This window comes from Eisenbergiella tayi, from assembly GCF_001881565.1.
GTDB classification, from domain to species: domain Bacteria; phylum Bacillota; class Clostridia; order Lachnospirales; family Lachnospiraceae; genus Eisenbergiella; species Eisenbergiella tayi.
Genome location: NZ_MPDJ01000001.1, coordinates 1,171,773 through 1,184,727, shown reverse-complemented (window position 1 = coordinate 1,184,727; position 12,955 = coordinate 1,171,773). Strand labels below are relative to the sequence as shown.

The following is a 12,955-nucleotide window of genomic DNA, read 5'->3' as shown; positions in this document are numbered from 1 at the left end:
AGGAGAAATGGATAATTTTTCATCAGAGTAAGTTCTATGGATGAGCCTTGTCAGAGTAATTTCCAGTTTTGCTGATTAAGTTCCATATCGGGATGGAACTTAATTTGAAAATTAAGTCCTAAGTAAAAACGTATAAAAAAATAAAGTTATGGGTTGACAACAGGAAAACCTCATGATAATATATAATTCGTTCGTGATGCATAACTGTTCTGTTTCAGTTCAGGCATCTCGCGGGAAGCGTGGATAGCGGTATACGCTGAAACGTGGAACGCTTTATATATATGCGGGTGTAGTTCAATGGTAGAACACCAGCCTTCCAAGCTGGATACGTGGGTTCGATTCCCATCACCCGCTTGTGGGTGATTACCTGCTTTCAGAAGAATTTCTGATTCCTATTAAAATTGCGATAGTGGCGTAGTTGGTAACGCGCGACCTTGCCAAGGTCGAGACCGCGGGTTCGAGCCCCGTCTATCGCTCTCACAGATTCAGTAAAACAACGGCTTTCCGGAAATCGGAAAGCCGTTGTTTTTTAAAATTATTTCATTTACTGCCAGCTGACAGGCACCGCCATATATCCGTACTAAACTAACTGTACGGCAAAGGCCGTTGTCTGAGGCGGAATACTTGCTGTCATGGCATTCGCATGCCTTATCCTGACAAGCTGTCCGGGACGCAGCGCACTGAGACTGACGGGGTTGCCAAAACGGTTTGTAATCGTGGTGGTATCTGTTATCAGAAATCTCGTCTGGCTGTTGATATTATTGGGATTGCCGGTATAAAGAAAATTATTGGCAGGATCCACATAGGCAACAGGGGCTGTGGTTACGGAAGAGGGAGTCTGAATTCCTCTCTTCACCACGATTAACAGCGCGCCTGACTGCGGAGGAATACTTCTGGTCATGCGGGAAGAAAAGATGACATTAACCCACATTCCCTTCTGAAGACAGCAGGGACACACATTCTGTCCGAATGAATTGATTATCACGGTATTTCTGCTGAAATTGAGCCTTATATATTCTATGAAAGAAGTATTGTTTTCGCCCGGTACGGAGTAGGACACTATGATATAACCGCTGGAATCATTGAAACAGAAGGTTTCTTCAACCAATGCGTTCTCGATACGCATAATATTCCCATCCTGTATCATAGCACTGCGAGGATCATCGCTCATTTCATATCACCTGACATATTTGTTATTATGATAGTATATGCTCATATTCCGGAAGAGTGTGTTTCTGCGCAGCCCCATCGTTTATCCGGCAAAATGAAAGACGAGAGTAAGCTCCAGCACCGTAAGAACGGCTGTAAACAGCCACAGTAATCTGGAGAAACGGTAAATCCTCCCCGCGCCCAAAGCTTCGAACGGATACAAGGGGATGATAATAAATATAAGATAGTAACAGATAATCTGAGAAACGCTCCTCAAATATGGGATCCCGGAAAAACCCAGCAATGCAGCAAGACTGAAAACCGCCCATTTTATGATTTCCGGAATGGCCATATCTCTTCGGAAGTCAGGCGTATTCTCATATTTATCAGGGTACCAGTTTCCGTTCATGGGGAAGGTGTTTCCAAAAAGACCCAGCAGGACAGTGAGAAAGCTTCCTCCATTATTAAAACGAAATTTCCAGCTGCGCCTGCTGAACAAGGTTCCGGCGTACCGGGTCAGAACAAACAAGGTCAAAACAGTAAAATAAGCGCTCATAAAAACAGGAAGGCTTTGAGGAGACCTACGGAACAGCTGCAGCCATACAGGCAGCAGAAGAAGAAAATTGGAGGCCAGAAAAGAAAAAAGCTGGCAAACACCCGTATCTTTTTCTTTAACAGACGTTTCCTTCATAACCATATAAAAATCCATTCCCACAGCAAAGGGAACGGGTGTTTTCAGATATTGCAGAAGTGCTCCGGAGATCCCAGCCTGTCTGATTACTTCAAATGCCCCTGCTCTTTTAAAACCATTTTCCATAAATAATTTCCAGGATGCCACATTATCATCCTTAACAAGGGCGGTCATCCCGTCGCAGCCCTGATCCCATATGTGACAAAAGGTTTCCTTATATAATTTTGTCCCCACACCTGAACCATGATAATCCGGATCCACAAATGCTTCTGATATATATGCAATTCTTTTCCCGCCGGAGGAAATAAATTTATAAATGATCCCTCCGATAATTTTATCCTCATACACAGCGGCCATTGTCATCCTGGGAGATTCCACGAAAAGAGCCTCGAAGGCAGGAAAAGCCCGTCTTCCTGTTTTTACAATTTCCCTTTCCTCTCCCTCTTTCATTTCCCGGATTATCAGCTTTTCTTTATTCATGCGGTTCTCCTGATCACGGTTTAATTTATGGTTTGCAACATGACAGCGCTTTACTGTGCAGCCACTGGCCGGGTACTGGACCAGCAGCCTACACAGTAGGAAGATCCCAGCGGAAATGACTGGCAAGAATGCGGATAGCCACCACAAGCAGCGCGCTGACAATCATCGCCGAATCGGAATTGCTTACCTCAAGAAGTCCTGCGTACAGACACGCTCCGGCAATAGAAGCACAGGCATAGATATGTTTTTTCAGCACATAAGGAGTTTCCCCCGCCATAATATCCCGGAGAATACCTCCGCCGATACCAGTGATCACCCCCAGAAAGATTATCAGGAAATGATAATTGCCATACCCCGCTTCCACACCCGTATCGATCCCAATTACCGTAAACGCCCCCAGACCTATGGCATCCAGAATATTCATTATTCTTTCATAACTCTCCATATACCGGCTTCCCAGAAGAGAAGGCCAGAACCGGAAAAGCATGAAAAGCACCAGCACAGTAAGAAAAGCAGCCAGCACATATACCGGATTGCGGAACATATTCGGCGGTATATTCCCTATCAAAATATCCCTGAGCATACCTCCGCCCACAGCAGTGATGACACCCAATACAATAATCCCGAACAAATCCAGCTTTTTACGGACAGCCACCATCGCCCCTGAAGAGGCAAAGGCAATTGTCCCAATAATTTCAATAGCAAAGATAACGGAAGGCTGAAGTTCCATAGTAATAAACCTTTCTTTTCATAATCCAAGCTTTTTCATCATAGCATGAAAAATGACGGCGCTCAATAATAACCCAAGCGTTTCCCTGATTTTCCACGATTATTTTTCCTTATATGATGCGGCAAGTAGTTGTTCCCGAAGCCCGCTCCGCCTTATCTTCCCCTCCGCTCCCCCGCGCCCGGTTTTTTCCGCAGAGGCCACCGTCCGGCAAGGATTCCTGTAAAGGCCGTATAAATACGCCGGTCCTTGGGCTGCGTCTTTTGCAGCCTTAGTACCGCTGCGTAGTTATCCGAGCGAGAGCGTGCCTGCACAGGAACCTTGCCGGACGGCGGCCTCTGCGGAAAAAACCGGGCGCGGGGGAGCGGAGGGGAAGATAAGGCGGAGCGGGCTTCGGGAACAACTACTTGCCGTAGTAAATTTTTCGTAAATTTTTTTATAAAGGGGATAGTAAATCATTAATTAATGCTTTATAATAAAAATTATCAGGTGAAAAACCGGAACTTCGGAATGGGGGAGGGATGGAATGACAAAAAGAATACTTGATTGCAGCGCTTCAGATTTAGCTGCATTTACAAAGCAGGAGCTGCTTGCTTCCATAGCGGGAAGCGAAGGAAGGGTGCTGGCTGCCGAATGCATCGGGGTTACCCAGCCTCTGCTGGGGGATGTGACAAATGCGGAGTTTGCGGCATCCATGGGAGCGGATATCCTTCTTTTGAATATGTTCGATGTGAAGGAACCCGTGGTAAAAGGGCTCCCGCAGGGGGTATCTTCAGGGGATACGGTCCGTGAGCTGAAAAGACTGACCGGGAGAGTGATCGGAATCAATTTGGAACCTGTGGAGGATTCGGCGGCGGCTGAGAATGCAGGAACTTTGTGGGAAATGACTCCCGGGAGAAAAGCCACAGTGGAAAATGCAGGGACAGCCTGTGAAATGGGTGTCCAGTTGCTTGTGCTTACCGGAAACCCGGGAAACGGGGTGAGCAATAAGGCCATAACGGATTCTCTGAAAGCCATTTCCGGCGCCCTGGGTGATAAAATCATACTTGCGGCGGGGAAAATGCATGCTTCGGGAATCCTCAGCGAAGGCGGCGAACGGATTATTACGAAAGAAGACATTCAAAGCTTTGCTGAAGCCGGGGCAGATATTATACTTCTTCCGGCGCCTGGGACTGTTCCGGGAATAACCATGGAATATGTGAGGGAGCTGGTTTCTTTTGCGCACGGACTGGGAGCGCTGACCATAACGGCAGTGGGGACTTCCCAGGAAGGAGCCGATACCGCTACCATAAAGCAGATCGCGCTGCTTTGTAAAATGACCGGAACAGATATTCATCATATCGGCGATTCGGGATATCCGGGAATGGCAGTACCGGAAAATATCATGGCTTACTCCATAGCTGTCAGAGGAGTAAGGCATACCTATCACAGAATGGCACTATCGGTAAACCGCTGATATATTCTGCGGAAAAGACCGATGCAATAAGTTTTCAAACAAAAAGGAGAGGACTAATGGAAAAGAGAAAACTGGAAAAACTGGGAATTGAAACTTCACTGCTGGGATTCGGATGTATGCGTTTCCCCACCACGCCTGATGGAAAAATCGATGAGGCGGAAGCAGAAAGAATGATGGATAAGGCGATTGCATCAGGCGTTAACTATATTGATACCGCTTATCCTTACCATAATGGAGAAAGTGAACCGCTTGTTGGAAAGGTTCTGAAAAAGTATGACAGAAGTTCTTTCTATCTTGCAACAAAGCTTCCCTTATGGGCAGTAAAAAGCGTGGATGACGCAAAGCGTATTTTTGAAGAACAGCTTCAGAGACTGCAGACCGATTATATCGATTTCTATTTGCTGCATGCGGTAAATAAGGAAAAATGGGAAGAAATGAAAGCCCTGGGTGTAGTTGATTACTGTGCTAAGCTTAAGGAAGAAGGAAAGATCCGTTACTATGGCTTTTCCTTCCATGATGATTATGAAGTGTTTGATGAAATCATCCGTTACCGTGACTGGGATTTCTGCCAGATCCAGTATAACTATATGGATACGGAGGAGCAGGCCGGGGATAAGGGCTATGCGCTGGCTGAAAGCCTGGGAATACCGCTTGTTATCATGGAGCCCATTAAGGGCGGAAGCCTTGCTAATTTCTCCGATGATATCAATGCTAAATTCCGTGAAATGGATCCGGACAAGAGCATTGCATCCTATGCTCTGCGCTGGGTGGGAAGCCATTCCAATGTGAAGGTGATTCTGAGCGGTATGTCCACCATGCAGCAGGTTGAGGATAATCTGAAGACATTTATTGACTTCAGCCCCTTGAGCGATGAAGAAGAGAACAAAATCAAGGCAATTGTGGAAGAACTGCGTTCCCGTGTGCAGAATGGCTGTACAGGCTGCCGTTATTGTATGCCTTGTCCTGCCGGCGTTAACATTCCGGGCAACTTCCAGGTTTGGAACAGATACCATATGTATCGTACATACGACCATGTGAAGGGTGCATGGGAGAAGGAACTGAAAGACGAAGAGAAGGCTAAGAACTGCATCAAATGCGGTAAATGTGAAGCCTTATGCCCCCAGAAGCTTTCGATCAGAGATAATCTGGTACAGGTGCAGAAAGATCTGGATGAACGAATTTTTGCATAATTTATGGAAAAAGCATATAAGCTGGAATTTAAAAATGAACAGACTGGTTCCCTTGTGGTTAACTGCTGCGGCTGCTCCAAAACGGAGCCGCTGCACAGCTTCGGCCCGGCCCTGAAGCCTCATTATATGATCCATTATGTGCTTAGCGGAAAAGGGATTTTCCGCATCGCGGGCCAGGAATATCCTCTGGAAGCCGGAAGCGGTTTCCTCATAACTCCGGGAGAGCTTTCCTTTTACCAGTCGGATGAAAAGGAGCCCTGGACTTATGTCTGGGTAGGTTTTTCCGGAAGCGGTGCGGAAAATTTTGTTTCCTATATGGGCCTTTCGGTACGGCATCCGGTATTCCATTCCGAGAGATCGGACGAGCTGTACCGCAGTGTGCGGGATATGATGGAGCACAATACCTTTGGACTGACCAATGAGCTTCGCAGAAACGGGCAGCTTCATCTGTTTTTATCCCTCATTGCCGAAAATGCCAGACCGTCTGAAAAAACAGAAGAGGATAAGGCAAACCAGTATGTGAAAAGGGCGGTGGAATTTATTCAGCGCAATTACTGCAACCCGGTCAAGGTGACGGATGTAGCTGAATATGTGTGCATTAACCGCAGTTATCTGTATACCCTTTTTGAAAATTCCATGGGGATGTCTCCCCAGCAGTTCCTCACCACCTATCGGATTACCAAAGCGGCGGAGCTTCTGGCAGTGACGGATCTTCCTGTGGAAAGTATTGCATTGTCCTGCGGATATAATGATCCCCTTGTTTTCACAAAGGCATTTAAACAGATGAAGGGAATGTCCCCCTCCAGCTATCGAAAAGAGATGCAAAAAGGGGAAAACCGCAGAAATAAAGAATATCTGAAACAGGTTGAGGATTTTATCAGCCAGATTAATGAATTGAATAGTTAACATTTTGACAGGTACCTGCAACAAAAATCTCTTTGCCGGTACCTGTTTTTTGTTATATGATAAAATTAACTTGAAATCGGTTGCGGACACAGAAAGCGGAATAGGAAAAGCTTTGACTGAAAAGAAAAAAGGAGAAGGCGTATGAAAGAGAAGATACTGCAGAAATTTGGGGAAGTTTTTGGGGATACCACAGGTGTTAAGACCTACTTTGCCCCCGGGCGTGTGAACCTGATCGGGGAGCATACGGATTATAATGGCGGACATGTATTCCCCTGTGCGCTGACTATCGGGACCTATGGCGCAGCCAGACAGCGTGCCGACAGAAAGCTGCGTTTTTATTCTATGAATTTTGAGCACCTGGGAGTGCTGGAAAGCAGCCTTGACGGCCTGAAGCCGGAAAAGGATGCCGACTGGACCAACTATCCCAAGGGCGTGATGTGGGCATTTGAAAAGAGAGGGATGGAAATCCCCTACGGCATGGATCTGATGCTGTTCGGCAATATCCCCAACGGATCCGGCCTGTCTTCCTCTGCTTCCGTAGAGGTTCTTACCGGTTTTATCCTCAGGGATATGTTCGGCTTTGATGTGACCAATCAGGATCTGGCCCTTATCGGACAGTATTCTGAAAATAATTTTAACGGGGTTAACTGCGGCATAATGGATCAGTTCGCGATTGCCATGGGGAAAAAGGATCATGCCATTTTCCTGGATACCGCGGATCTGAGCTTTGAATATGCGCCCATCCAGCTGGAAGGCGCCAAGATCGTGATTGCCTGCAGCAATAAGAAGCGGGGCTTAGGTGACTCCAAATATAATGAGAGAAGAAGCGAATGTGAGACCGCCCTTGCGGAGATCCAGGAGGTTGTGGGAATCAAGTCCCTGGGTGATCTGACAGAGGAACAGTTTGAACAGTATAAAACGGCAGTCAAGGATGATGTGCGCAGGAAACGTGCAAAGCATGCCGTTTATGAGAACCAGCGCACCATCAAAGCGGTTGCCGCTTTAAAGGCGAATGATATCGAGCAGTTCGGACAGCTTATGAATGCTTCCCATGTATCCCTCAGGGATGATTATGAGGTTACCGGAATTGAACTGGATACCCTGGTGGAAGAGGCCTGGAAGATTGACGGCGTGATAGGCTCCCGTATGACAGGGGCAGGCTTCGGCGGATGTACGGTAAGTATTGTTAAAACGGATGCCATCGACAGCTTTATTGAAAAGGTAGGAGCGGAATATCTGAAGAAAATCGGTTATGCGGCAGATTTCTATGTGGTGGAAATCGGCGATGGTCCGAGCTTAATCTGACGGCAATGGACGGCTGGTTTACGGCCGTCCATCTTTCTGTACCAAAATGCGGCAGCAGGGTACAAGTAAGTGAGAGACAGTATCAAAAGGTAAGAATGCAGGCGCCGGTCAGGGCAGGAGCCCACGGGGCGCAGAAATGAGGGAAAAATGATTCAGAACAGTATCAGGGATTTAGTGCGGTATGGGCTTGCGACAGGACTTGTGGAGCCTGAGGATACCATTTATACAATGAACCGTCTTTTAGAGCTTTTTGGCCTGGAGGAACCGGAGGATGCGGAGACTCCCATTACAGCGGATAAGGAAGAAGAACCCCTGCTGGCGGAAAAGCTGGAAGGTATTTTGAAGGATATGCTGGATTATGCGGCAGAAAAAGGACTTCTGGAAAATGACAGCGTTGTATACAGGGATTTATTTGATACGAAGATCATGAGTGTCCTTGTGGCCCGACCCAGTGAGATTATCCGTAAATTCCGGGAATGCTATGCAGTCTCTCCTGAAGCTGCTACCGAATATTTTTACAAATTCAGCCAGGATACGGATTATATACGCAGATACCGTGTCTGCAAGGATCAGAAATGGGTAACCCCGACACCCTACGGCGATCTGGATATCACCATCAACCTTTCCAAGCCGGAAAAGGATCCCAAGGCGATTGCGGCTGCAAAGAACGCTAAACAAAGCGGCTATCCCAAATGCCAGCTGTGTATGGAAAATGAAGGCTATGCCGGACGTGTGAACCATCCCGCAAGGCAGAACCACAGAATAATCCCCATCACCATTAACGGCGGTCAGTGGGGCTTTCAGTATTCCCCTTATGTATATTACAATGAGCATTGTATCGTTTTTAACTCCAAACATATCCCCATGAAAATCGAACACGATACCTTTGTGAAGCTGTTTGATTTTGTAAAGCTGTTTCCTCATTACATGCTGGGCTCCAACGCGGATCTGCCCATCGTGGGAGGCTCTATTTTAAGCCATGATCATTTCCAGGGCGGGCACTATGAGTTCCCCATGGCAAAAGCGGCTGTGGATACGGACTTTACGGTAAAAGGGTACGAGGATGTCAGGGCAGGCATTGTCAACTGGCCTATGTCTGTTATCCGCCTGGCCGGACCTGACAGCGACAGACTGATTTCCCTTGCTGATGTAATTCTGGAAAAATGGCGCGGATACACGGATGAAGCGGCCTTTATCTATGCCGAAACCAATGGAGAGCCTCATAATACCATTACCCCCATAGCCAGGAAAAGGGGAGGAAATTATGAACTGGATCTGGTTCTGCGCAATAACATCACCACGGAGGAGCACCCTTTTGGAGTGTATCATCCCCATGCAAAGCTGCATCATATTAAGAAAGAAAATATCGGACTGATTGAGGTTATGGGACTGGCTGTCCTGCCCTCCCGTCTGGACGGAGAGATGGCGGATCTGGAAAAAGCCATCCTTGACGGTGCTGACATCCGCAGTGATGAAGTGCTGGGCAAGCATGCCGACTGGGTTGAGGAATTCCTTCCCCAATATAAAGAAGTAAACGCAGGAAACATCCATGAAATTATTCAGAAAGAGATCGGGAAAGTATTTATGGAGGTTCTGGAGGACGCCGGAGTATATAAGCGGACAGAAGAAGGCCGGAAGGCATTCGGCCGGTTTGTGGAATCGTTAAACTGAGAATAAAACAAAAGATGAAGGAAAGAATAGGCCGGAACAGCTGCGGGACAAGGAATTGCCCGGAAAGCCGTTCCGGCCTATGAATAGCCAGAATCATGTGTCAGGTAGAGCTGCGGACCACAATTTCTGTTGCCAGAACAATTTTCTGATTGGGAACAGGATTCCCCTCGATCTGATCCACAAGAAGATTGCAGCTCTGGTAGCCGAGCTGATAGGTAGGCTGGCTTACGGTAGATATGGTAGGCACAGTCATAGTGGTCAGATTGACATTGTCAAATCCCATTACCGCAACATCCTCAGGGATGGATAAATGCAGGGTATGCGCCGCTTTAAGCGCGGCACAGGCATATACATCGGATGCGCAGAAAATCGCATCCGGCTTATCACAGGAAGATAATAATGTGGTTGCCACCGAAAAAGCCACATTAAAATCGATATCTGTCAAATGGATAATCCAGTTGTCATTAACAGGATTGCCGGAAGCCTTCAGGGCATCCCGGAAGCCCTTTTCCCTGAGAGGTGAATAGCTGTAGTTTTTGGAAGAATTGATAAAAGCAATCCTCTTCTTCCCTACGGAAAGAAGATAATTCACTGCATTTTTTGCAGAATTATAATCATCCACCACAACATAGGGGATATCCTCATCCTTATTGTATTGAGAACACATAACAATAGGATATTTTATACGGAGGCTGTCAAAAGTTTCTCCTGAAGGGATATTGTGGCAGAATATCACGCCCTGAAATAATTTACTGTTAATCAAATCATCATAAGATGAAGGATTTTCCGCATTTTCGATTTGCTGTAAAAACAGCTGATAGCCTCTGCGTTTGGCTGCTATCTGCATTCCTGCGATGCATTGGCTGTAAAAAGGATTTACGAAATCGGTGAAGCTTGCCAACAGGATTTTGTTGGTATTGCGCTTGATCTGACAGTTCAGCTCTTTCATGGCAAGCAGTACCCGGTTTCGGGTTTCTTCCTTAACGGTTCTTGGCTGGTTAATAACTCTGGAAGCTGTGGCTATGGAAACGCCAGCCTTTTCCGCTATCTGGCTAATGGTAATATTTTGAGAAATTGCCATTTGTATCTCCATTCCGCCGCACGATTAAAAACGGCATCTGTTTGTATGTTCTGTAAAAAGACTAGCATACGTTTGAAAAAAAATCAAATAAAAGTATAAGCTGATAAAGGTATTTTTATTTATTATGTAAAATTTACAGAAAAATATGTATTACTTATGTAAATATTTCAATACAGATAAATTTCCCCATAAAAAGCTTCCATATTCACAGTCAGAAGCTTTTTTATGGGGAAATTTTTACTGCAGATCGGAGAAGGATCAGGTAGATTTTCTTACTATAATATCCGTATTTAAAACGATACGTTTGGAAACCACAGGGATTCCCTCCAGCTGATCGATCAGCAGATTGCTGCTTTGCCACCCCAGCTGGTACATTGGCTGGCTGACTGTAGAAATAGTCGGTATGGTCATATTGCAAAGAGCCACATTGTCAAAGCCCATAACGGCTACGTCCTCCGGAACGGACAGGCCCAGCTGTCCGGCGGCCTTGATAACGGCGCTGGCGAACACATCGGAGATGCAGAACACAGCATCGGGCCGGACTTTCCCTGAAAGCATGTTTAAAGCGGCGGATAAGGCCAGGCTATAGTCCACATCATTTACATGTGTGATAAATTCCGGATAAACAGGAAGACCGGCTTCCTTTAAGGTATCAAGATAGCCGTTTTCCCGGTATAAGGAACAGCTGTAGTCCTGCTGTGAATTCATCAGGGCAATTCTCTTTTTCCCGATTGAAATCAGATAGGAGACAGCGTTTTGAGCCGCCGCATAATCATCTATTACAACACAGGGAACATCATCAGATATGCTGTACTGGGAACACATGACAACGGGATGCTTTATAAGGATTAGATCCAGAAGCTGCTTATCGGGAAGCGGATGTGTGAAGATGATGCCGTGAAACAAGTGATTGTCCAGCAAAAAGTCATAGGATTCTGTTTTGGTGGGATCATCGATCTGCTGAAGATATATCTTATAATTCCGCTTTCTTGCCGCTTCCTGCATTCCCCGAATACAGAGGCTGTAGAAGGGATTGGTAAAATTGGGGAAGGTAGCGAGAAGAAGACGCGTAATATTTTGCTTTGGCTGATAATTCAGTTCCTTCATAACCTGAAGTACCCGGCGCAGTGTCTCCGGCTTAACGGTTTCAGGCTGGTTGATAACCCTGGATGCGGTAGCGGTGGATACGTTCGCAAGCTCCGCAATTTGTTGAATGGTAGTGCCTTTGGAAATTGTCATAAAATCTCCTTTGGAATCATGAAAAAATTTTTTTATGAAAATTATTACATTAATACTATCAGAAAATATGAGGAAAGACAATCTTGTATGATAAATAAAAATGGTGTATGTTACATAAAATGACAATAATTGCCTATATTTTTAAAAAGTAACTAATTTTATAAATAAATAATATTTGTGTATTGGACAAAGTGACAGAAATTTATTGATAATTTTACTCAGTTGATCTGATATAAAATGTAAATATTACGTAAAACATATCAATTAAATGAAAATATTATGATTAGTTCATTTCTTTTCTATTCCTGTATTCACTGGGATACATTCCCGTCTGTGCCTTGAATACCCTGCTGAAATAAAACTGATCTGTATATCCGACGTTTTGGCTGATGGATAGAATGTCCAAACCTGTACAGGCTAAAAGCTGTTTGGCACCATTAATGCGAAGCTTTGTAATGAATTTAATAGGAGTTATATTTTTCTCTTTTTTAAAAATTTTGCTGATATAGTCAGGAGTAAAGCCTAAGGAATCAGCTATATCATTTAAGGTTATATTTTCTTTGTAGTTTTTTTTGATAAATTCTTCTACATAATCAGCGATTTCCTGACGGCTCATAGAGGATGCCATGCCGCTGTCCTCCAGCAGAATTTTTCCGGAAGCATCCAACAGAGCTGTTATATGCAGTACACAGGTACGTAATTCATCAAGCTCCAACGGTTTAAGCAGAAAGTCAGATGCCCCATATTTCATAGCCAGTCTGGCAAATTCAAAATCATCATAACCGCTTATTATAACAATTTTAATTTGAGGATAGGCAAAGTATAGCTCCTTAGATAACATCAGACCATCCATGACAGGCATTTTGATATCTGTGAAAACAATATGAGGATTCTGCTGGTCAATTAAAACCAATGCTTTTTCGCCGTCCTCCGCTTCTCCGCAGAACTGAAGAGGAAGATCGAGGCCTTCAATTTTACGAATAATATTCTGGCAGATTAACTCCTCGTCCTCTACTACGATATAACGGTATTTGTTCATGTATGCTTCCCCCTTATCCCA

11 protein-coding genes and 2 tRNA genes are annotated in these 12,955 nt (G+C 45.3%); 7 read left to right on the top strand and 6 right to left on the bottom strand.

The window, feature by feature from the left end:
• The first annotated feature begins 283 nt into the window (after positions 1-283).
• Both BLA28_RS04895 and BLA28_RS04890 read left to right on the top strand, forming a co-directional pair.
• A tRNA-Gly gene (locus BLA28_RS04895) sits at positions 284-354 on the top strand.
• Between the two features lie 49 nt (positions 355-403).
• Positions 404-476: transfer RNA gene (locus BLA28_RS04890), tRNA-Gly, on the top strand.
• A gap of 104 nt (positions 477-580) precedes the next feature.
• On the opposite strand, the gene BLA28_RS04885 is transcribed toward BLA28_RS04890, so the two are convergent.
• The 3 genes from BLA28_RS04885 to BLA28_RS04875 form a co-directional block, all read right to left on the bottom strand.
• On the bottom strand, positions 581-1,171 hold the full coding sequence (locus tag BLA28_RS04885; protein ID WP_069156186.1) for a hypothetical protein: 591 nt from the start codon (positions 1,169-1,171) through the stop codon (positions 581-583).
• Positions 1,172-1,252: 81 nt separating this feature from the next.
• A complete protein-coding gene (locus tag BLA28_RS04880) occupies positions 1,253-2,320 on the bottom strand; it encodes a GNAT family N-acetyltransferase (protein WP_069156185.1) in 1,068 nt (355 codons plus the stop codon).
• An 88-nt stretch (positions 2,321-2,408) separates the two neighbouring features.
• Complete coding sequence (locus BLA28_RS04875; RefSeq protein ID WP_009255919.1) at positions 2,409-3,050, bottom strand: trimeric intracellular cation channel family protein; 642 nt, start codon at positions 3,048-3,050, stop codon at positions 2,409-2,411.
• Between the two features lie 523 nt (positions 3,051-3,573).
• On the opposite strand from BLA28_RS04875, the gene BLA28_RS04870 reads away from it, so the two are divergent.
• The 5 genes from BLA28_RS04870 (at position 3,574) to galT (ending at position 9,575) form a co-directional block, all read left to right on the top strand.
• Complete coding sequence (locus BLA28_RS04870) at positions 3,574-4,503, top strand: DUF7916 family protein (RefSeq protein ID WP_069156183.1); 930 nt, start codon at positions 3,574-3,576, stop codon at positions 4,501-4,503.
• Between the two features lie 56 nt (positions 4,504-4,559).
• The gene (locus tag BLA28_RS04865) at positions 4,560-5,693 is read left to right on the top strand and encodes an aldo/keto reductase (RefSeq protein ID WP_044965460.1); all 1,134 of its coding nucleotides are present in this window, start codon (positions 4,560-4,562) and stop codon (positions 5,691-5,693) included.
• Between the two features lie 3 nt (positions 5,694-5,696).
• Positions 5,697-6,599: an AraC family transcriptional regulator gene (locus BLA28_RS04860; protein ID WP_009251615.1), complete on the top strand. Its 903-nt coding sequence runs from the start codon at positions 5,697-5,699 to the stop codon at positions 6,597-6,599.
• Positions 6,600-6,740: 141 nt separating this feature from the next.
• Positions 6,741-7,904 (top strand): galactokinase, encoded by a 1,164-nt coding sequence (locus tag BLA28_RS04855; RefSeq protein WP_069156182.1) that lies wholly within the window; start codon positions 6,741-6,743, stop codon positions 7,902-7,904.
• Positions 7,905-8,051: 147 nt separating this feature from the next.
• Positions 8,052-9,575 (top strand): UDP-glucose--hexose-1-phosphate uridylyltransferase, encoded by a 1,524-nt coding sequence (gene galT, locus BLA28_RS04850; RefSeq protein WP_069156181.1) that lies wholly within the window; start codon positions 8,052-8,054, stop codon positions 9,573-9,575.
• Between the two features lie 100 nt (positions 9,576-9,675).
• Here galT and BLA28_RS04845 read toward each other — a convergent pair whose 3' ends face one another.
• The 3 genes from BLA28_RS04845 to BLA28_RS04835 form a co-directional block, all read right to left on the bottom strand.
• Positions 9,676-10,656 carry a LacI family DNA-binding transcriptional regulator gene (locus tag BLA28_RS04845; protein ID WP_009251612.1) on the bottom strand — a complete coding sequence of 327 codons (981 nt, stop codon included), beginning with the start codon at positions 10,654-10,656 and terminating at the stop codon, positions 9,676-9,678.
• A gap of 258 nt (positions 10,657-10,914) precedes the next feature.
• A complete protein-coding gene (locus BLA28_RS04840) occupies positions 10,915-11,895 on the bottom strand; it encodes a LacI family DNA-binding transcriptional regulator (RefSeq protein ID WP_044965467.1) in 981 nt (326 codons plus the stop codon).
• Positions 11,896-12,178: 283 nt separating this feature from the next.
• Entirely contained in the window at positions 12,179-12,934 is a 756-nt protein-coding gene (locus BLA28_RS04835) for a response regulator transcription factor (RefSeq protein WP_044965470.1), read from the bottom strand.
• Positions 12,935-12,955: the final 21 nt, after the last annotated feature.